The sequence below is a fragment of the Thermosporothrix sp. COM3 genome (assembly GCF_059696735.1).
In genome coordinates this window covers 2,753,712-2,775,419 of sequence record NZ_AP019376.1, presented here as the reverse complement: position 1 = coordinate 2,775,419, position 21,708 = coordinate 2,753,712, and the positions used below count along the sequence as shown (strand labels likewise).

Genomic DNA, 21,708 nt, shown 5'->3' with positions numbered 1-21,708 from the left:
ACCCCTTGCCTTATTAAGTCAAATCTGACTTAATAGAGAGATGGAAACCCTATCAGGCAAAAGTATAAGAGGGGGGGATGACAGAACGATGAATTTTCGCCGCAAATTCTGTCATTGTTTTGTCATCTTTCTCCAAAATCGATAAACAACGAGATACAGCAGTAAAAAAGGAGTAGAAAATGCATATCCTGGTCATTGAGGATAATCAGAAGCTGAATCTTTCTTTACGCCAGAACCTGGAAGCGGAGGGATACCGCGTTGATAGCGCATATGATGGGCAGGAGGGACAGGATATGGCGGAATTGCTCTCCTATGATCTGATTATTCTTGATGTACTCCTGCCCAGAAAAGACGGCCTGGAAGTGTGCCGCGAGCTGCGCAGAAGGCGAGTGCAGACGCCAATCTTGCTGTTAACGGCCCGTGATAGTATTGACGATCGTGTCCAGGGCCTGGACAGTGGCGCGGACGATTATCTTGTCAAACCGTTTGCCATGCGTGAATTGCTTGCGCGGTTGCGTGCCTTACAGCGGCGGCGTCATCCTCAGGGACGACTGACGTTTGCTGATCTGGTGGTTGATCCGGCGCTGCATCAGGTGATGCGGGCTGAGACCGTCATTGAGCTGACGCCGAAAGAGTTTGCGCTACTCGAATATTTACTGTTGCATCCCGATCAGGTGGTGACACGCGAGATGATCGAAAGCCGTATCTGGAACGATGAGCTAGAGGGAAGCTCAAACGTTGTTGATGTCTACATCCGGCGTTTGCGGCGCAAGATTGACGATCCTTTTCCCGTCAAGCTGCTTGAAACGGTGCGAGGGATTGGCTATCGTTTGCGCTCTCCACAGCGTCGCCCTGCCAGAGAGTTCGTATGAGATGCCCGGAATCAGGGCGCATCGGGAGATCCGAGAAGAAAGAATTGTTATGGATAAGACATTGAGAGAACCATCAGGGCCTATGACAGCGCTTCTGGTGCGGTGCTGGAACTTTCTCGCTCGTGTTCGGGTGCGGCTGACACTCTGGTACCTGGCGATCGTGATGGTGGTGCTGCTTGTCTTTGGGGGGAGCCTCTATAGTGCACAGGAGCACATGAACGCGACAAAAGTCGATACCGAGCTTGATGGCTTGCTGCGCAGAGATGCCCTGCAATTAACGGATGCATATCGCGAGGCGGCGGTTCGGCGTGTGGCATTTGAGCGTATGCTTGCCAGCAAAAACGTGAGGCTGCCAGAGAGTGAGGTGGTGGTAGTGCTTGACCAGCGCGGAACCATCCTTTATACGGCAGGGCCGTTGAGCAACCGGGCGATCCTGACATTGCAGGCGCTTGCATCCAGGGGTCATATGACATTGAATTGCATGTTGCCCGACGTGCCACGCGCACAGGGCGATTATCATATCTCCATTTCGCCGGTGCCAGAACAGAATGTCACGCTGCTGGTCGGGCTGCCTCGGGAGAAGATTCAGCAGGAGAATCAGGAACTCCTGCTTATTTTGTTGCTGCATGGAAGCGGGATTCTGCTTGTCTCTGCGGCTGGTGGCTACTGGCTTGCGGGAAAAGCTCTGAAGCCGGTGCAGCTCATCACGCGAACCGCGAACACCATCTCCGAGACCGATCTACAGCGTCGTCTCTCCCTGCAAAGCAATGATGAGTTTGGTGAACTGGCTGCCACCTTTAACCGCATGCTGGATAGATTGGAAGAGGGCTTCCAACGCCAGAAACGTTTTACTGCCGACGCCAGCCATGAGCTGCGTACGCCGTTAACGTTGTTGCTCCTTGAGATCCATCGCGGCCTGACAGCTCTTGAGAAGCCGGAAGAATACCGGCAGCTCCTTTATCAACTTCAAGAAGAAGCCGAGCAGATGTCCACGCTGGTAGATGATCTGCTGATGCTGGCCCGTGCCGATGCCGGACAGATCACGCTCCAACGCGAGCCGGTTGATCTGAGCGATGTGTTGGTTACGGCTATCGAGCGCTTGCTTCCTTTTGCCCGCCAGCATGAGATAACGCTTGCTACCGGCTCCCTGCCCGAACTCTATGTGTTGGGTGATCAGCAACATCTGGTGCGTATGTGCCTGAATTTGATGACTAACGGAATCAAATATACTTCGGGAACGGGCTCGCGGGTGATGGTCTCGTTGGAAGAGGGGATGCCGGGAGAAGAGGCCCTGAAAGAGCGATCCTTGCAAGGGAATGCGTTGAAAGGACGGGAAGCGAAAGAGCCGATCCGAGAAGGGGATGTGTTGAAGGAGAGAGAGCTACAAGGGGGTGAGTTGCAAGGGTGGGGAGAAGAAGAAACTGGAAGTTTGTTAAGAGGAGGAATGGCGAATAGAAGTCTCTTGAGTGGATGCAGCGATGAGAATGCGACACGAGATAGAGAAGCTCAGCAGCCTGTCGGATGGGCCTGTATTTGCATTCAGGACGACGGGCCTGGCATCGCTCCGGAACATCTCCCCTCACTTTTTGAGCGATTCTACCGAGCAGACGTGGCGCGTACGCGCCACTCGAAAGCAGGAGGGATAGGGCTTGGCCTGTCAATTGTCCGCTGGATTGTTCAAGAACATCGGGGCTGTATTGAGATAGAGAGTCAGCCCGGGTGCGGCTCAACGTTTCGTGTCTGGCTGCCCGTCGTTGCCTCTCATCAGGACTTATAGATCCCCGGGGCTGATAGGGGATTTTTTCTTTAAAAGATAATATCAAAAGAGAAGCTATCAAACGGGAAGCTATCGAGCAAGCAGGGCGCGTACGCGCCAATAGAGAGCGAGGATGAGGCTTCCGGGTTTCTGTCTTTCCATCATTTCCAATCGGCCCTTTGCAAAAGGGAAGCCGCACTGATCTCGTTCCGGACTTGTTTGGTGCTTGCTCAGTGCTCTTGTGTATGAGCTTCTGTTCAGCACTTCTTCTGATCTCGAAACAGGAACCAGTGCGGCTTATGAGCGTCGCTAGCGATGATATGAAGAGGCAAGCAGCTCAGTGCATCGCGAATCGGCTCTGCTGTTCTCGTGGAACCACGCGCATCGCTAGCGAGCCACCTGGAAGGCGGCGGCGCTCTGTGGGGCAAGCGTGATGCGGGTTTCCTGTCCGTCGCAATGCAACTTTGGAGTCTCTGCCGTGGCAAGCAGGCAACGCAATTGAGCGATAGGGACCGGAATTTCCCGGGGACTGTCGCTCAGATTGAAGACCGTCAGCACATCGCCTTCTGCCGGCTGCTCTTCCCCGCTTCTCAGGTAGGCGTAGCACGCGTCGCTCAGGTGGAGCAGGCGGCGTTTCCCGTGCGCAAGAATCGGCGTCGTGCGGCGGATTTGGATCAATGCCTGATAGAAAGCGAGCAGATCAAGGTTCCACTCATCGCGCTTCCACGGCATATTGCGGCGGGCCTCAGCATCTCCGACCTGCTCAATGGCGGCACGTTGCGTCAACCCGATTTCGGTTCCATAGTAAAGAATCGGGGTGCCTGCGAGCGTGAACTGACAGAGGGCGGCCATTTTTAAGCGTTCGATGGAGTTCCCTGCAAGAAACAGGAAACGGTTCATATCATGATTATCAAGGAACGTGGCGCGTCCCGGGCCGTCAGCCATGAAGTGTTCATAGGCAAAGAGAAATTGTTCAAATTGATGCACGCTCCAATCCTGAAGCGCGAAGGTATGACGTAGCGCCGAGGTCAGGGGGAAATCAAGGATGCCGTCCAGCTTGCCGCGATAGTTGCGCAGCGTCTCGGGGGTATCGGTGGCCTCTCCCAGTAAAAAGGCGTCAGGTGAGGTTGCGTGGGTGGCGTGGCGTAGATCTGTCCAGTAATCCATGCTGTGACCAATGGCGTGATCGAGGCGAAAACCATCAATGCCAAACTCGCGCATCCAGTATAGAGCGCTCTCGATAATGTGCTGACGGGCCCCTTTGCTATCGGAGCGCAGCGAGGGAAGCGTGGGAACAAGATCCAGGAAACTACGATACTGGTCGGGCCACTGCTCGAAGGTATACCAGTCATAGGTTTCGGCATCACGCTGCTGCTGTGCCGCGAGGAAGGCGGGATGATGCCATGAAGTATGACTGGGCACATAATCGAGCATGACACGCATTCCTAACGCATGCGCCCGCTCAACAAGCTCCTTGAGATCCTCTTTGCTGCCTAATCGTGGGTCAACGTCAAAGTAATCGAGCACATCGTAGCGATGATAGGTCTCGGCGGGATGCAGCGGAGAGAGCCAGAGACACGTGATTCCCAGTTCTTGCAGATAGGGCAGAGCCTCCGTTACGCCACGCAGCGTACCGCCGTGCAGGGCTTGCGGATCGTCGTTTTCATCAAAGGAACCATCTGGCTTGCTGGTGCGAAAACGGTCAAGAAAAATGTGGTAGATGACAGCGTTCTGCACCCATGCGGGCAGGCTTGCTTCTTCGACCGTAAAGGCAAAGGTGGTTGTTGCCTGCGTGCCGGTGCGGCGAAAGGCGTAGCCCTGGCCATCTTGAGCCCAGACATCGGGCGTCTCTGATGATGCAGTGCCGTGCGTCCAGCCGCCGATACGGTAGCGCACAATGCCCGGGGTGGGTTGGGCCGGGATCAGTGCTCGCCAATAGGTAAGGTAGCCCGCTTGTACATCCCAGCTCATATGATGACGCTCCATCGGGATGACGGCTGCATTGCTCTCCGGTTGGCTGCCATCAGTTGTGTAAAAAAGGGCGGCCCGCTCCAATGGCAGGGCTTCGCCACTCACAGCCAGCACCTCAACTTCCTGTCCGGGACGAGGCGCGAGAGGCACGATGGTATTATCATGACGAAATTGATGGCGAAGGGCAAGAAGGCGCTCTGCGATGGCCGGTACAGGGAGATCACCCGGCGCAGAGGCGATATTCAGCGTTTCCACTTCTATTGTCGTCTGCTCAGAAATGTCTGGCATGGTCGTCTCCTTTTCACACCCAGGCTGAAGGTTGTTTGTTGCCGGTGCAACAGTGGTGTATTCATTTGTTGCATCTGCAACAAAGTGTACACGCCGCGGTTGCCAGTTGTCAAGCCTCTCTATGAAGCAGATAAGAGTGGCATGCCGTTCTTTCTGACTGAAAGCTTGACAAAGCGCCTTTTTATAGCCATACTTTGTTGTAGACGCAACAGTTAAGCTACATATTTGTTGCCAGCGCAACAGTCAGGGGCAGGAGGAGCATGTATAGCTATCAGGATTACCGCATATTTCAGGATCTATGTGTATTGCTTGATCATGGCGATAGGCTGGTACTTCGCGCGTTTCATTTAAGCCCGTTGCAGTACCATCTGCTTCTGCTACTCGATAGGGAGGAAGGGTGGCGACTGATTGATCTCAGCGAACGCCTGCTGTGCGAGCGGAGCACCGTAACACGGCTTGTTGACGCACTGGAGCGGGAAGGGCTGGTGTGTCGCGTTGCCAATCAGGAGGATCGCCGTTCACAGCGGGTCACATTGACTGAGGAGGGCTTGCGACGGCGTGATCTGGCTCGGGCCGCGCTCGAAAAGACCATTCAACAGCGCCTGGATGCCTTCAGTCCCGCCGAACAGCGACAGCTTATCGAGATGCATCGCCGCTTACGAGCGGTGCTGCTGGCCGAGATCGAGCGCTCGCAGGAATAATCCCTTTTTGGGGAATAAGGCCCTTTTGGTTTTGCTACACTGTGTTAAAAGAGCCCGAAAAAGCCAGGAATCGCGGTTGTTTCTTTTGACAACCGAGCAGACGTGGCGCGTACGCGCCACACGAAACAATGCAGTGTGCAACCAGAAGGAGGAAAATAGCTGATGCGCCGTCTCATCTCGCATGTTCTGCCAATTCTGCTTGTCGTGATGTTGTTTTGCCCGGCTCCAGTCAGAGCAGCGCCCGCACAGGCACAAACGACTGTGAGCGGGAATACTGCGAATTTCAAACCCGATGTCATCTATCAGGTGCTGCTTGATCGCTTCTTTGATGGCAATCCCGCGAATAATGATCCACCTGAGGCGCGAGGTCTCTATGATGGCTCTCACAAAAACTGGCGGCTGTATTGGGGCGGCGATCTGGCCGGGCTGACTCAGAAGCTCTCCTACCTTGCCGACATGGGCATCACGGCCCTCTGGATCTCTCCGCCCGTTGAGAATATTCACCGTCTCACCGATCACAATGAGGCAGGGTATCACGGTTACTGGGCTCGCGACTTCTACCGCATCGATCCGCATGTCGGAACATGGGATGACTTTGCGACCCTTGTCAGGACGGCGCATAGCAAAGGAATCAAGGTGATTCTCGATTTCGCGCCCAACCACACCAGCCCACGCGAGACCGCCGAACAGGGGAGCCTCTATCGCGATGGGGCCTTTCAGGCAGCATATAACAACGATCCGCAGAACTGGTTTCACCATTTGCCTGCCATTATGGACTACAACGACCCCTATCAGAACGTCTATTATAGCCTGTTCAACCTCGCGGATCTGGCACAGGAGAATAACGGCGTCGATAGCTACCTCAAAGGCGCAATCGCGAAGTTCCTGCAATATGGTATTGATGGCATTCGGCTTGACGCGGCGAAACATCTCTCGGAGCCGGGCGGCGGCTGGTCACGTACCCTCAGCGACGCAGTGAATGCCAATGCGCCTCATTATCTGGTCGGGGAATGGCTCATGTCCGGCATCGACGACCCGACCTACCCGGCGGCTGCCTCGTTCGCCAATCACAGCGGGATCAACCTGCTGAATTTTCCGCTGACCACCGCCCTGCGGAATGTCTATGGCGCCGGGAAGAATGCAACCGAGCTGGACGCCGTGTTGACGCGTGAGGGGCGTGATTTGCTCTGGCTCAACGATCAGGCAGTCTCCATCGATAATCATGACATGCCCCGTTTCCTTTCGCTCAACGGGAGCCATGATCGCCTGCATCAGGCACTTGCGGTTACGATGACGTTGCCAGGTATTCCAATCATTTATTATGGAACCGAGCAGTACTTGCACAATGATACCGATGGCGGCGGTGATCCGTATAGCCGCCCGATGATGACGAACTTTGACACCACAACAACGGCCTATCGCGAGATCAAGCTGCTGGCGCAATTGCGGCATAGCAACCCGGCGCTCGCCTATGGCTCCTATCAACAGCGCTGGCTCAATAACGATGTATTCATCTTTGAACGGCACTTCAATCAAAACGTGATTGTGGTGGCTGTGAACAAGAGCGCAACCCCTTATACCATCTCCAATATGCAAACCCGGCTTCCAGACGGCACCTATCGCGATTATCTGGGCTCGCTGCTACATGGTGGTACCTCGCTTACGGTGACAAATGGTGCGGTATCATCCTTCTTGCTCGGAGCAAATCAGGTCTCAATCTGGCAGGCAAGCGCCGACAAAGGGCCCGCTATTGGCAGCGTTAGCCCCAATCTCAGCAGACCGGGCGGTCAGGTCGTGATCGATGGGCAGGGGTTTGGCTCCACTCCCGGGACAGTGAAGTTTGGCGCAAGCAACGCAACGGTGAAAAGTTGGTCGGCTCAATCCATTACGGTGACGGTACCGCAGGTTACGAGCGGGCTGCAAATGGTGCAGGTCTGCACGTCAACCTGTAGCAATGGCTATCCCACACGGGTCTCAACCGGCCCCCAGACAGCGGTGACGTTTACGGTACGGAATGCGCCTCCGACGAACCCGGGTGATAATGTCTACCTGACCGGGCAGTTTGACGAACTGGGAAATTGGGATGTAAAGGCCGCAATAGGCCCGCTGCACACACCAAAATACCCGGATTGGTTCGTGCTGGCAGGTGTTCCGGCCTGCCAGAAGATCGAGCTGAAATTCGTCATTGTTCGGGCGAACGGCTCGGTACAATGGGAGAAAGATCCCAACCATACCTATACGACGCCCTGCAACGGGACGGGCTCCTTCACCGTCAACTGGCAGAATTGATGCACGAACAAGCCATAAAAAAAGAGCAAGAGCCGGGATGCCCTCCCTCGCTCTTGTTCTTTTTCTGCATATTAGCCTTTGACGCCGCCAATCGTCAGGCCCGAGCGGAAGAAGCGCTGCGCATAGAGGAAGATGGCAATCAGCGGAACCGAAAAGATAATCGAGGTGGCGGCAAAATAGCCCCAGGGCGTGCGGAAGTCGCTTTGCAGGCGGTAGAGCCCGAGAATGAAAGTCAGGTTCGAGCCATCCTCATTCGCGTTTAGCAGCACGTTCGCGACGGCGAATTCGCTCCACCCGCCAATAAAGATGAGTAGTGCCGATGCCGCCAGTGCCGGGAGCGCCAGCGGAAGTGTGATTTTCCAGAAGGCCTGCCACGGGCTCGCACCATCGATCAGTGCGGCCTGCTCCAGCTCAACCGGAATCGTGTCAAAGTAGCCCTTGATGTTCCAACAACTAAACACAATAGAGCTTGCCGCATAGACGATCGCCAGCCCGAGCAGCGGCGCGGTATCCATCAATTGCAGGAATTGCAGCAGGTAATAGTAGGCAACCAATGCCAGCAGCCCCGGAAATGCCTGCAAAACGAGCAGCAGCGTCAACGTTAACTGACGACCCCGGAACCGTGCCCGCGAAAGTGCGTAGGCACCGGTCATCGAGGCAACCAGCCCATAGAGGGTAGAGAGCCCGCATACAAGTAGCGTGTTAAGTAGCCACGCAAAGAGCGGCTCTTTTGTGAAGGCATAGACATAGTTATCAAGGGTTGGCTGGACCGGCAACAAATGCAGGTCGGTCGAATAGAGGTTCTGCCCGCCTGCCAGCGAGGCCTGAACCACAAAGTAGATCGGGAAGAGCGCGAAAATCGCCATAACGATGAGAAACGCATAGGTCAGCGCCAGTTTCACTCCACCAAGTACGCCGGCGCGACGCTTGCGGAGCGGGCGACGTGTTGTCTTCGCGCTGGTGCTCGCTGCAACAGCAGCTTCCTCTGCCACAATGTCGTTCATGCGTAGAGCTCCTTATCTTTCGCTCCCAGAGCGCGTGCAAGGAAGGTGAGAGCGCCCAGGATAATAAACAGGATGATGGCAAATGCCGCGATCTTCGCGTATTGTACGTTTGCGGCTGAACCGCTGAGAATCTGGTTATACACGTAGATCATCACAAAGGAGGTCGCGCCGGGCTTATCCGCGCTGGTGACAGGACCGCCCTGGGTGATCAGGTAGACCGCGCCGAACATCTGAAATGTGGTGATTGAGCTCAGAATGGTGGTTGGAAGCAGTGCCGGACGTAGCAGAGGCAGTGTCACGCGCCAGAAGCTCTGCCAGGGCGTGGCTCCGTCAACACTCGCGGCTTCCAGTAGCTCCTGCGGAATACTTTGTAGCGCGCCCAGAATCACGATCATAAAGAAGGGATACGAAAGCCAGACATTGACAATCACGACGCCGACGAAGGCCCAGAACGGCTCTGTCAGCCAGGGGATGCCCGCCTGTGGGCCAAAAAAGATGCGCAGGATCTGGTTAATCGGACCAAAGTCGTAGTTGAAGAGGAATTTCCAGATCAGCACGGTAATGGCGTAGGGTGTGGCCCAGGGAATCAACAGGATGCCGCGCCAGAGAGCCTGAAGCTTGACACGGGGATTATTAAGTGCCAGCGCTGTGAGCATGCCGACGATCAGGAACAGGCTGACACAGACCACCACATACAGCACGGTCAGGCCCAGAACTTGCAGGAATTCGCCGCTATCGGTGCCGACCAGCAAGCGCTGATAATTGGCGAGGCCAACGAACTTATATTCATCGTTGAAGAGTGTATTATTGGTGAACGAGAGGTACAGCGTATAAACGATCGGCGTCATATTAATGACGAGAATCGTCAGCAGCATGGGCAAGAGATAGAGGAAGATCTGTAGGCGGCTTACTTTCATCGTTGCACCTTTTCTGTTGGACGTGGAATCACTGCGGTTTTGTCTCCTGGTATGAGGAAAGCCGGTGTATAGCCACGCTACACACCGGTTCCTCCAGAATGAAGGGAAATGCTATCCTTTGATATTCTGGACGCCACTTTCAGCGGCCTTCTGAGCGGCTTTCATCGCATCCGCGGGCGATTGTTTCCCACTCCATACTGCGGTCATTGCGTCCTGCACAGGCTTCCACAGGGCCGACATATACGGTGTGTTGGGCAGAGGAATACCGTTCTCGATCTGAGCAACGTATCCATTAATCGCGGGATTCTCTTTCACCGATGTATCCTGTGCGGCGGCGCTATTGGCTGGAATCTCGCTGGACTGCTTACTCATCTTCACCTGATTCTCGGTGTTCGTGTAGAACTTCATGATATCCGCACAGAGAGCGGGATCTTTCGCGTTGCTCGTCACCCATAGCGATTTGACACCAACAAATGGCTTGGCCGGTGTATTCGTGGCGCCGATGGTGGGGAGCTTGGCGAAACCAACGTCGATCCCGACCTTTTTGTAGTCACTGTAGGACCAGGGGCCGTTGATGATAATCGCGGATTTGCCCTCGGTGAAGAGCGAGGAGGCTACATCATAGCTGATCTGTTTAGGCATATACTGGCGGAAAGACGCGAGATATTCGGTCGCCTTCAGCGAGCCCTCGCTTGTCAGGCCAACGGTGCCATCCTCTTTCACATAGTATCCACCGAAGCCGTAGAACCAGGGAGCATCGAAATAGGCATCGGTTGTGTTCCAGACAACGCCAAACTGACCGGGGTGCTTGGCCTGATACTCTTTGGCAAAGTTCAGCAGCTCATCAGTAGTTTTGGGCACATCGTTTTCTTTGAGCAGCTTCTTGTTATACATCATGGTGACCGCTTCTACAGTCTCAGGGACGCCATAGACTTTCCCATTGTAGGTGACGGCCTGCGCGGCGGGTGCGGAGTAGGTAGACTTCAGGAAGTCGGCGCTGATGTACTGGTCCATCGGGATGACGACCCGGCTTGCGGCGAGCTGACCAAGTGCATCATCTGCCCACGCGATCATATCGGGGCCGTTCTTTTGCTTGACGGCTGTGGTGGCCTTGTTGACCAGGTCAGCCTGCTGGACCAGCTTGATGGTAACGTTGGGGTGCTGTTTGTGGTATTCGTCAAAAATAGCTTTTTTCGCATCCAGGTAGGCACCCTGCCAGTTGTGCCAGAGAACGATGGTTTTGGGTGCGTTGGGATCGCTGCTGGCTCCTCCTGAGTTACTGCCGCCACAGGCTGCAATCACACAAAGAGAGAGCAGCAAAAAGAGTGAAGAGAAAAGACGCGTCGCGGTCTTCATAAAGAACCTCCGAGAAAAACGACTCTGTTACCGAGGTATAAAGAAACCGTTGTTTCTTACAACATGATGACAATATGCCATTATGCGCATGCACAACTTTGTGAACCATAATGGAAAAGGCGAAAAGAGTGATTGATATTGATGTAGTATGTGTCCCCTTCAGCTCCTCAGGTTTTGGCTGGCGTATTTGCCAGATACTCTTCAACGTGCTGCGCAATCGTTTCAAGACATTCCAGGAAAAAGCCCTGCCGCTCGGGCGGGAGCACACCGATCAGCTCGCGAATGCGTAGTCGGTGCTGCTGTTCAATCTCATCCCGCAGCTTTTTCCCCTTTGGAGTAAGGGTAATGAGGGTAACACGGCGATCCTGCACCATTGGCTGTCGCTTGACCAGCTTCATCTTTTCGAGGCGGTCAATGATGCCGGTCATGTTGCTCTTGTCTGTCAGGATCAGGCGGCTTAAATCGATCATAGAGTGACCCTCTTTCTCGTCGAGATGGGAGAGCGTCCAGAATTGTCGGGGGCTCAACCCATAGTCAGAGAAGAAGCGGCTGTCGCTGTCGTCAAGCAACACATAGGCGCGAACAAGCTGTTGATAAATATTCAGCTCCTTGTGACCGTCGTGTTCTTCTAAACTCATTGTGCTCTCTTTCCCCGTGATAGAGATACTCACTGTTCTGTGGAAAAGTATAGCGGAAAAATAGTTTGTTTGTCAACTGTTTTGTTTTCGACTTTTTCACCGGAAACAAAAAGGCATGGATGATTCAGTCCTGCCCTCTGTTTCGGTCCGATGAAATGGGACATATGACCCTCTTTTTGTGGATGAGTATTCTTCTATACTTGGGGAGAAATGCGTATTGAACTCCGACAAGGAGCGTCCTATGTTTCCATATGTTTCTCACTGTGCCGTTTGCGGATATGCGGTGGACCCCCGGAAGGGACCGGCCTGCCAGCAGTGCGGCTATCCCGTCTTCATCCCGGAAGAGCAGCGCTACCTGAAGGCTGTCCTGCGTGACCTGCACCGTGTGGGGAACTTTCAGGGGTGGCAGCTCACTGTAGAGCAGCTTGTACGGCGCTCTCAGGTGCGAGTCGAGTGGCTGGATCACCTGACCGCAGCCGCGATGCAACCGAAGCCCGTCAAGCCAGCGGTGAAGGTGGAGGCGCCAAAGCCGCCTGCGCCAAAGCCCGTCGCGGAGGTTCACAAAGAGAGCGAGCAGCCGAAGCGGCTCTTCTCGCCGGGGACATTCTTTGCCGATCAGACGATTACTATTGTCGCGGCGCTTGGTGCCTGTTTGCTCTTACTTGGCTCTTTAAGCTTTGTTATCACGACACCAGATCTCTTACAGGCTTTTCTGGTGCTGGTGGGAGTACATCTTGTTTTTGGCTGTATCGGCATCATATCGTATCGATTTCGTAGTTTTCGGCTCATCTCAATCATCTACACCGCCATTTTCGCGTTATTGTTGCCATTGGCTGGCTATGCAGGGTTTCGGCTGGTTGTGAATTCGTCGTTGACCATGTCGACCGATGTTGAGATTGCATTGGCGGCCCTTTATGGCGCGTTGACCTATGGGGCGCTGGCGGTCTATCAGCGCTACAAGCTGTTTGGTTATCTCATGGTGGTAGCGCTGGTGATCACCGAAGTGGCAACTATGCGAGCGCTTCAGCTCACGTGGTGCTGGTATCCATGCGGATTGACGCTGCTTGCGGTATGCGCGTTGCTGATTGCGCGTCACGTAGGGAAAGAGAGCCGCTTCCAGCCTGTTGAGGAGCCGCTTCGGCTCTATTCCTACTTCTGTGCAATACTCTGTGCGGTGAGCCTGTCCTTTGTCTTTCAACTCTTCACGCTATCAGCTATCGAAGTCGGAAGAACGTTTGATAGGTTTTCCAGTCCTGTGCAGGCGGTGGTGCTGTTCATCTGGCTCTGGTGCTATGCCCGACAACGGCCATTCTGGCGGCATTTCCTGCCTGGTCTGTTCCTGCTGTCCGCCCTGCTGGGAGCGTCTGCCTTTCGACTGGACAAGGCGGGGTTTGAGCTTATGTTTATGAGCTGTGCGCTGCTGTTTGTGCTGCTGGTATTCCGGGGACGGCTGGAGAAGGAGCTTGTAAAGCAGTTGGAGATCCTCGCGCTGCTTCTGATTCTGCTCTGTCCCGTGCTCAGCCGCCCGGTTCTGCTGCTCGAGTTGCTCTGCCATACCATGCGTTGCCGCTTTGGCCTCTCGATGGAGAGCACGCCCATAGAGCTTGCACTTGTGGTGGTGGGGCTTGTGGCGCTGCTCGCGCTGATGTTCAGGCGAACCGGGTTCCAGCGGGTGCCGAGAGAGCAGGCATTTGTCTGGCTGCTTGTGCCTGGTGGCCTGCTGCTGCACTGGCTGGTAAGCGTTGCTCTGATCCGGCTGGCTGTCAACCCAATCGCTTTTCTGCTCGGACTGACGCTGGCGTCTCTGCTGGCAAGCGTACTTGTGCGGAAGCTGGTAAGTGCACCCTATGCGCAAGCACTGGAACTGCTGACGGTGCTGTATGCGGTGGGGACATTTGTTATCAGCGCTATCTCAAATAGAGATATGATGCTCTTGCAGTTGCTCCTCTTCGCTGGATTGGTCTATGTGATGGCGCTCTACCAGCGACGTCAAGCGCTTCTGGGTTTTACATTGCTATTCGGACTGCTTGCGCTGGTGTATCTGCCCGCGTATGCACTGGTGGCCTTTCTGCTCGCGGGCGGGCTGCCGCTGCTTGCTGTCGTTGTGCGGAGACTGAAACAGGAGGACGCATGCGGGTGGCTCTGGCCGCTGTGGTTGCTTGCGGTAGTATATGGAGTCAGCCTGATATGGTTTCCTCTGCCATTTCCGGCAGCGTATGCCCTGCTTGCGCTTGCGGTGATCTGGTATGGTGCGGCTTTGATGGCGGATGAGGCGTGGTGGCTGCTGATGAGTATCGGATTTGTGACGATGGGGCTGATCAAAGCGCCTCCAGTAATTGTCTGGTTGCCGCATGCTATCGTGCTGTGTGGGCTGGTTCCGCGTCTGTTGCTGTCTCGAAAGCGTTACGCGTTCCCGTTCTACTGGGCTGCTGTTTTATGCATGTGGTTGCTGCCGTTAAGCAGCCCGGTCGGCTTCTGGGCGCTGGTTGGCTTTGCGCTGGTCTGTAGCGTTGCTGGTTTGATCGACAGTGGTATGTTCTGGCTGGCCTGTCTGGCTGCTCTCCTCGCGGCCTGGAACGCGCTGGCGCCTGGCTACATCTACTATGCCCCGGTGCTTGCGTTTGGCCTGTTTGGCCTGGGGCTGCTCTGTGGGCGGTTTGAGCGCCTGAAGCAGTTTTCCACGCCCGGCTTTATGACGGCCTGTATCGCGGGCCTGCTGACGTATGGACTGCCGTGGCCCCCGGCGGTGCATCTCCTCTATGCGTCGCTGATTTTTGGTGTCCTGTGGCTGAAGCGGAAGCCGACTTTTATGCCCGCTGTACTGCTGTTTACAGCATATAGCCTGTATCAGACGATCCCCCATGCGCGCTTTGCTGCGTTTGATCTGTCTGCAATCCTCTGGTTGACTGGTATTGCCGTGGGTGCGGGACTGCTCGGAATGCTCTGCGGATATGTATGACGCAACGAGGAAGAGCCGGGTCTGAAGCGCTATCAATGGAACTGGGCGCTGTATGTCACGATGGGACTGGCAATAGGCCTGCTTTTCTGGTCCAGCTACATGACGCCTGTGCTGCACGGTCCGATCATGCTGGCGCTTGGCCTCTGTGGCGCGTTGACCATCGGGGTGGTGCTGTTCGAGCGTATACCTGTATTGTTGCTCCTGCCTTTTGTGCTGAGCTTGCGACTTGTGTCACTTCTTCCCTGGGCGCTCTGGCAGCAGGTGTTCGCCTGCAACCTGATAGCTGTCTTGCTGTTTGCTTCTCATCGGCTCTGGGTGCGCAGGCCGGCGGTGATATGCCCTGTGTCACCAAAGGCATTTCATCTTGTGTCTGGTTTGCTGGTTCAGTGTGGTGTGGTCGGTTTCTGTCTGGTACGGGGTATCTGGCCATACGCGCCGTTGACGCATACGGGGGCATGCTCGCTCTTGCTGCTGGCGCTGCTCCTTTTCTGGTGTGGCCGCCTTCTCAACAGGCCGCTCTGGCAGCATGGGTGCATCTACGGAGCTGGAATCCTGGTTGCCCTCAGCTTTACCTGGGAGCTGTACGCGCTTGGTCAGAGTCATCCCGGCCTGTTGACGCTTGCGCCGGCGCTCTGCTTCATCATCATGACACCGGTGCTCATGCGGGATCACACGATTCCTCACTATCGTCGGTACGCGCAGGGAAGTGCCGTGCTCGGGTCGCTGCTGCTGTTGATGCCGATGCTCTGGCTCAGTATCAGTGAGGCAAACCTTCAGCCAACGCTGATGCTGGCGGGCGAGGCGCTGGCGCTCTTCCTGCTCGGTCTGATCATGCGCACGCGAATCTTCGTCCTGGCCGGGGCGGCGCTGGTTGTTGTCAGCGCGATCTATACCCTGTTCCTGCCTTCAACGGGATTGCCGCTCTCGCTGGCGTTGCTGCTGTTTGGTGGGTGGCTTGCTGGTAATGCTGGCGACCGCGCTCAGCCTGGCGCGTCATCGGGTGGCGAGAGTCTGGCAGCGGCTCAAGTGATAAAAAAGCGGGGGAACCGATTGGTCCTCCCGCCAGGCACACCATGTGATGAAACGAGCTTTACAGCGCAGGATATGCATTCTTGACCAGGAGCTCAAAGGCATCCTCGAACCAGTGTCCGGCTAACGGAGCGTTCGGCATGGCCTCGGTCAGATTGCCGCCGTTTGCCTGCTGGCTGCCATGATAGGTCGGGTCACACATGCGATCAAAGCCTTTCCCTTCGTCGTTATCGACTGGCTGGCTTGCACCGTCGGACTCACCGGGCGGTTTGATCCACACATAGGCATCGAAGCCGGGGGCCGGATTCGCCTGAGGACGAGCGCCGATGCCGCCATACTGGTTGCACCAATTGCCTCGATGGACGCGGCGGTCAATCTTGGACTGATTGACGAAGGTGTTGAGATCGGTTGAGCTACTCGGGCCGGTCGGTCGTGAACCCTGCGGTCCAGAGCCGCCCCAACCGTTGCGAGAGGTATCGATCAGCATGCCAATCGTATTCGGGAAGCCGCGACTGATGAACGCGTTGCGCATCGCGGTCCCATACGAAGCCTCATCAATGTAGTCGTTCCACTGATAGAAGTTCGCCGAGCGCACAGGCTGCCCGTTGATATTCTGATTTGCTGTCATGTAGGGCTCGGTGGTCGGCGTGTAGTTCGCGGTATTGCTGATAAAGCCCGCGACGCTGTTCACGCCTGCATCGGTGCCCTTCACTGTCGAGGCAATCAGATCAGCAGCGGGACCAAAGTTACTGCTCCAACCGAGCCAGCCAGAGTGTGCGATATCGATATAGTTGTACACGTTGGGGATCGCGTACAGCTTGTTCAGCGCATACTGGATGCCTTTGACATACGCGCCACTGGAATTGGCCTCGGCACATTTCGCCATACTGAGGTTCGTAACCAGATTCGGGAGTGAGTCGGGCTCGATAATCGCAACGATGCGCAGCTTGCTGTACTTCGACTGGCTCAGTGTAGTGGCCAGAGGATCGATATATTGCGATTTGTACTTATTCAGGCCGTCTTGAGCCACAAGCAGTTCACCATTGGAAGCAAGGGCCGCACAGTCACGGTTCGGCAGATCATAGACAACAATCGTGATGACAACAGGAAGTGTGCTGTTACTTGCCTGTTCCAGTGCGGCATCAAGGTGACCGGCAAGGGTGCGAGTCACGCCGGGACCGCCGGTGATTGCCGCGATGCGATCAAGCCAGACAGCGGTAGGATAATTGGCGACCTTTGCCATCTGCTGACCGAGCGTTCCGCCTACTTTACTGGCCGCGTCACGGACCTCTGCCGCGTAATCGGGGTTGATATAGCCCACCGCGCCCAGGTAGGGGTTATCGACGCGTTCGCCCGAAGGTGGTGGCGTCGGGGTTGGAGTAACAGGAGTGCTTGTCGGCGTCGGGGTTCCGGGCGTATTGGTCGGTGTCGGGGTTCCAGGTGTGTTGGTCGGCGTGGGTGTCGGATTACCTGTTGCACCGCAGGTATTGCCATTGACAGCAAACTCTGTCGGGACGGGGTTGCTCGCTCCAAAGGTGCCATTGAAGCCGGGGTTCACGGTGCCGTTCGCCGCAACATTCCCGTTCCAGCTCAAATTCTTCACGGTGACATTCTGCCCGCTCTGGGAGAAGTCGCCATTCCAGCCCTGCGAGACACGCTGCCCACTATCGGGGAACTTAAAGGTGAGCTGCCAGCTTGACCAGGCTGAAGAGCTGATATTTTTGATGACGATATTCGCGCCGAAGCCGCCGGGCCACTGGTTGGTAACGGTGTACGTCACCTGACAGTAGGACGCCGCGCGAATGGCCTGCGTACTGGAAAACAGACTTCCTGTCACCAGTAGCAACGGGATCATGAAGAGTGCCAGGCCGCGCACCCCTCGTCTGAGGCGTCGCCTGTTTTCTGGATCATGGTCCATAAAGAACATCTCCTTCAGTGAAAACTCGTACTGCATGGCACTGTGACCGCGGATAGTTCCTTCTATCCACTCACAAGTGTAGAAGGGGCACGAATGAAAGACAAGTGGAAAAATGAGCACTTATTGGTCAATTTCTGGTCAGTGCCGGGAACACCGACGTGCCCCCGGCGGGTGTCCTACGGCTCTGTACCCCAGACCAGAGCCCCTTTATAGTAGGCCGTGACCTTATTCCAGCTAGTGTAGGTAGTGAAGGAGCCGTTGCGCGAGTAGTCATTGCTCTGGTCGTAATTGGACCAGTCGCTCTTGTTAACGCGCTGCTGAAGCTCCCCGGTATCCTTGCCCGGTGCCAGCGTGCCCGAGGTGAAGCTGACTTCCAGGTAGGTATCTGCGCCTGTACGACCCGGCGAGACCGTGACAAATTTCCCGTGAACGGTGCTGCAACCAATGGTCGCATAGTCGCAGGTATACGCCTGAGTGCCACCACCTTCGGTAGTGTACCAGTAGCGAATGGTTACGTCTGCCAGATTGATCGGCGTATTGCCGGTATTCACGATCTGAAGCTGAGGCCTCAGGCTATTTGTGCTGGTGTTGCTGGCTGCGCCATCCTTATACTTGATCTGGAGTGAGACCGAAGTCGGTGGCGGAGTCACTGTCGTGGTCTGGCTTGGCGTGGGAGTAGGCGTCCCGCCACCATTGCCGCCATCCAGCGGGAACAGAATCGGGTTCAGGTAGGCCTGTTTCGCCTGATTGACTGTAGTCCAGTCGTCGTTGAGAATACCGCCCGTATCGCCAGAATTGGGGTTCCATGACCAGAAGGTCCAGTGCATCCCGCTGGTGCCATTGCCAAGATACTGCGTCAATTTGCTGAGCCATTGCTGATCGCTGGTGCTTTGCAGCTTGGTGCCAAACTCACCAAGCAGAACGGGCGCGGTGCCTTGCTTGTGCAGGTAGCCCCAGCGCTGGTCCCACAGGGCAGGCAGGTTGTTCGGGTAGTTGGGATCGCTAAACCAGCTCTGCGGGTAGACCGAAGAGGGGTAGTCGTGCGCGGAATAGACCAGCCGTCCGGGTACAGAGAGCCGTACCGGATAATCTTGCGCGCCTGTCAGGTTGCCGCCCCACCAGTAGCAGCCGCCATTCGTGCCGCCACCGGACACATAGCAATCAACGCCCTCGACAAAGATCAGCCAGTCCGGGTTGACCGAGAGAATCGCGTTTCCGGCCCGTTCAGCCGCAAGCCGCCAGTCAAGCGAGGTATCGCCACAGCCCCAACAGGCGGGCGCGTGTGGCTCGTTATGCAGGTCCGCGCCGATCACCGTCGTGTTTCCTTTATAGCGCGAAGCGAGCATTTTCCAGTCGGAGAGCCAGCGCGATTCAGGATAGGCCGAGGTGTACCAGAGTGCCGACTGTCCTCCCGAGTCCGGGCGGTGTCGGTCCAGAATAATACGTAGCCCGATCTGACCGGAGTAGTTAATAATCTTATCCATAATTTGCAGGCCGGTCAGCCCCTGAAGATCCGGGTTTTTGGCAAAGTCGATGCCGGTTGGTGTGCTTCCCGCATCAAAAAGCTGGTTTGAATAGGGGAGGCGAATCGTGTTATAGCCCAGACTTTTGATCTGGTCCAGCATGTCGCGATAGTTGCGCGTCCAGAGCCCATGCACGGTATAGTTCGCTGTCTCAAAGCCAAACCAGTTAATCCCTGCAATGCGCACCGGCTGATTGTTGGCATCGAGAATCCGGCTGCCGTCAGTGTGCCAGTACCCTGATCCTGCTGCTTCAACTCTGTTCATGTTCAACGGTAACATACTCAATCCAAGAACGCTCAATAAAACAAGTACCATCATGACGACGCGCAATGGTCGTCTTTTCGTCGTCCCTGACATAATCCATCCTTTCTAGCAAGAACCTGCTATAGTAGCTTGCTATTTGTGTCTATACCATAGGGAAGCTTGTATCACAAGCGTTTCGCTGCCATTGATGAAAAACAGAAGAAAAGCGTTTCTGCCCGTTCATTTTTTTTCAACACGCCTTACCACAAGCAGCGAACTAGAGAAAAGAGGAAACTCGTCAGATTCTCGTCAGATGCTCGTCATCTTTTTGCAAATGGCAGTCAGACGATAGAAAAAACGCGCTCTTTTTCAGGTACAATGAAATACAAGGTAAAAGGAGGAACTTCCGATGAAGAAGACGGCAGCAAGGACGCACCCCCTTCGTATTCTGCGCAATCAACACAATCTAACCATTGAACAACTGGCTAATGAAGCCAGAGTAGGAGCGGCAACAATCTGGCGTGCTGAGCATCAGTACCCGATTAATGCGGAGTCGCGGCGGCGTCTCTGTAGCTATTTCGGGAAGACATCGCGCGAACTCGGTCTGATCGAGGCCGAGGAGTCTTCACCGAAGCTGCCCGCCGGAGAGCAGCAACCAAGCGAGCAGACAACCGATACACAGTTCATCCAGACTGCATATGCGTTAGCCTCCTTGCTTGATGAAGGGTGGAAGCCGCACGCGCTGCTTGACGTGTTGCAGATCATTCTTCAGAGCGTGCAGGCGCTGCCTGAAGAGGTGCGCCGAGCGTTGCTGCATGGCGATAGTGCACAACTTGCTCAGAAGGTGGCACTTGTCGGGCGGACGCATGTGAGTATGAAGGAGCGTATTCAGCTCTGTCAAACGCTGAGTGAGAGTGTTTCGGTTGCCTGGCAGCTTTCGCATCAGGTGCGTCCGGATCACACGTTTATGGTGGCGCAGGCGCTCCTGACGCTGCTCCAACAAACGCATGAGCTGCTTCCAGAGCAGCAGCGCGGAAGCCTGTATGCGGCACTCTACAATCTACAAGGGGCTGCGTACCTTTATCAAGGACGCTATTGTCAGGCTCATCAATCTCATATGAAGGCGCATGTGGCGGCGCTTGAGGGGTCCGATATCTGGAATATGGCCCAGAGTTTGAATTGGCTGGCGGTGGTCGCCAATGCCAGCGGCAATCATGCCGACGCCCTTCAGTATATCCAGGCTGCCCTGCACCTGCTCATCAGGTCAAATGGAGAAGAAGACGAAAGATATGTACGCTTAAAGGCCCATCTCCTTGCCGATTGGGCGTATAATGCTGCTCGCTTGCATCGCAGAGAGGAGACCCGCGAGAAACTGGCCGCCTCCGCTGCGATCACCGAGCGCCTTAAGCCGAACGAAGAGTACGACCAGGCACGCTGGTACCAGATCGCGGGAAGCTGTAGTCTGTCGCTGGACAACCCCGCAGAGGCCATTCGCTATCTGGAACGTTCGCTAACGCAGGTCTCACCGGTCTGGATTATGCGCTGCCTGTTGACGATGATGCCGCTTGCCGAGGCCTACGCCCGGACACATGAGCTGGAAGCAAGCCTGCGGATCGCGGAGCGATCTGTCACGCTGCTTGATAATGCGGCTTCTACGATGCTCTATCAGCGCTTTAAAGAATACCAGCAGATACTGGTAACACTTTTTCCGTCAGAACCCATAGTACAGCATTTTCTGGAACAGACACAGGGAACGCTGCTGTTAAGTTCGTAGCTGGAAGCCAACAAGAAAGCGACAGGACCAGATCTATCGCACGAGCAGCATCCGCGCGATAGATCTGGCTTCACACAAGCTCCTTTCCTGCTTTCTCTTGATAGCTCTGACGAGCCTGCTCAACTTCCTCCATGTGCTCTTCAGCCCACTGCCGCAGCGCCCGCATCAGCGGAATGAGCGTGGTTCCAAGCGGCGAGAGCGAGTATTCCACGGCGGGGGGCACGGTTGACGTGACCTTTCGTTCGATAATACCGCGTTGCTCCAGATTGCGCAGCGTCTGGGTCAGCATCTTATGCGAGACGCCTTCTATGGCTCGCTGCATCTCATTGAAGCGTGTGGGGCGCTTTTCCAGCAGCGCGAAAACAAGAGCCGTCCACTTGTCGGCAATCAGATCAAGCACCTGCCGCGAGGGACAGTGTGCGATCAAAACGCTGTGTGGTGATGATGTTTCGAGCACTCTTTCCATACTC

At 55.4% G+C, this 21,708-nt stretch carries 14 protein-coding genes and 1 pseudogene; 7 read left to right on the top strand and 8 right to left on the bottom strand.

What is annotated here, in order from left to right; genetic code table 11:
* The first annotated feature begins 179 nt into the window (after window positions 1–179).
* Complete coding sequence (locus KTH_RS12005; RefSeq protein ID WP_497618830.1) at window positions 180–872, top strand: response regulator transcription factor; 693 nt, start codon at window positions 180–182, stop codon at window positions 870–872.
* A gap of 49 nt (window positions 873–921) precedes the next feature.
* Entirely contained in the window at window positions 922–2,649 is a 1,728-nt protein-coding gene (locus tag KTH_RS12000) for a sensor histidine kinase (protein ID WP_497618828.1), read from the top strand.
* Window positions 2,650–3,354: 705 nt separating this feature from the next.
* Here KTH_RS12000 and KTH_RS11995 read toward each other — a convergent pair.
* Window positions 3,355–4,599 (bottom strand): annotated as a pseudogene (locus KTH_RS11995) (alpha-amylase family glycosyl hydrolase); the annotation flags it as partial.
* Window positions 4,600–5,147: 548 nt separating this feature from the next.
* On the opposite strand from KTH_RS11995, the gene KTH_RS11990 reads away from it, so the two are divergent.
* The gene (locus KTH_RS11990) at window positions 5,148–5,588 is read left to right on the top strand and encodes a MarR family winged helix-turn-helix transcriptional regulator (protein WP_111321084.1); all 441 of its coding nucleotides are present in this window, start codon (window positions 5,148–5,150) and stop codon (window positions 5,586–5,588) included.
* A 162-nt stretch (window positions 5,589–5,750) separates the two neighbouring features.
* Window positions 5,751–7,877, top strand: coding sequence for an alpha-amylase family glycosyl hydrolase (locus KTH_RS11985; RefSeq protein ID WP_111321082.1), 2,127 nt, complete (start codon window positions 5,751–5,753; stop codon window positions 7,875–7,877).
* 71 nt (window positions 7,878–7,948) lie between these two features.
* Here the strand turns inward: KTH_RS11985 and KTH_RS11980 are convergent, their stop codons facing one another.
* The 4 genes from KTH_RS11980 to KTH_RS11965 form a co-directional block, all read right to left on the bottom strand.
* Window positions 7,949–8,881, bottom strand: a complete 933-nt coding sequence (locus KTH_RS11980; protein ID WP_111321080.1) for a sugar ABC transporter permease — start codon at window positions 8,879–8,881, stop codon at window positions 7,949–7,951.
* Window positions 8,878–9,798, bottom strand: coding sequence for a carbohydrate ABC transporter permease (locus KTH_RS11975; RefSeq protein WP_111321078.1), 921 nt, complete (start codon window positions 9,796–9,798; stop codon window positions 8,878–8,880). Before KTH_RS11975 ends, KTH_RS11980 begins: the two co-directional genes overlap by 4 nt.
* 111 nt (window positions 9,799–9,909) lie before the next feature.
* A complete protein-coding gene (locus KTH_RS11970) occupies window positions 9,910–11,154 on the bottom strand; it encodes a sugar ABC transporter substrate-binding protein (protein ID WP_497618824.1) in 1,245 nt (414 codons plus the stop codon).
* Between the two features lie 167 nt (window positions 11,155–11,321).
* Window positions 11,322–11,792, bottom strand: coding sequence for a MarR family winged helix-turn-helix transcriptional regulator (locus KTH_RS11965; protein WP_497618822.1), 471 nt, complete (start codon window positions 11,790–11,792; stop codon window positions 11,322–11,324).
* Between the two features lie 241 nt (window positions 11,793–12,033).
* Here KTH_RS11965 and KTH_RS11960 point away from each other — a divergent pair, with 241 nt between their 5' ends.
* Complete coding sequence (locus KTH_RS11960; protein WP_497618820.1) at window positions 12,034–14,751, top strand: hypothetical protein; 2,718 nt, start codon at window positions 12,034–12,036, stop codon at window positions 14,749–14,751.
* A 60-nt stretch (window positions 14,752–14,811) separates the two neighbouring features.
* A complete protein-coding gene (locus tag KTH_RS11955) occupies window positions 14,812–15,867 on the top strand; it encodes a hypothetical protein (RefSeq protein WP_497618818.1) in 1,056 nt (351 codons plus the stop codon).
* On the opposite strand, the gene KTH_RS11950 is transcribed toward KTH_RS11955, so the two are convergent.
* The gene (locus KTH_RS11950) at window positions 15,842–17,698 is read right to left on the bottom strand and encodes a glycoside hydrolase family 6 protein (protein ID WP_497618816.1); all 1,857 of its coding nucleotides are present in this window, start codon (window positions 17,696–17,698) and stop codon (window positions 15,842–15,844) included. The genes KTH_RS11955 and KTH_RS11950 overlap by 26 nt on opposite strands.
* A gap of 176 nt (window positions 17,699–17,874) precedes the next feature.
* A complete protein-coding gene (locus KTH_RS11945) occupies window positions 17,875–19,578 on the bottom strand; it encodes a cellulase family glycosylhydrolase (protein ID WP_497618814.1) in 1,704 nt (567 codons plus the stop codon).
* A 295-nt stretch (window positions 19,579–19,873) separates the two neighbouring features.
* On the opposite strand from KTH_RS11945, the gene KTH_RS11940 reads away from it, so the two are divergent.
* Window positions 19,874–21,238: a helix-turn-helix domain-containing protein gene (locus KTH_RS11940; RefSeq protein ID WP_497618812.1), complete on the top strand. Its 1,365-nt coding sequence runs from the start codon at window positions 19,874–19,876 to the stop codon at window positions 21,236–21,238.
* Window positions 21,239–21,308: 70 nt separating this feature from the next.
* Here KTH_RS11940 and KTH_RS11935 read toward each other — a convergent pair whose 3' ends face one another.
* Window positions 21,309–21,704 (bottom strand): winged helix-turn-helix transcriptional regulator, encoded by a 396-nt coding sequence (locus KTH_RS11935; protein WP_111321066.1) that lies wholly within the window; start codon window positions 21,702–21,704, stop codon window positions 21,309–21,311.
* Between the last annotated feature and the right edge of the window lie 4 nt (window positions 21,705–21,708).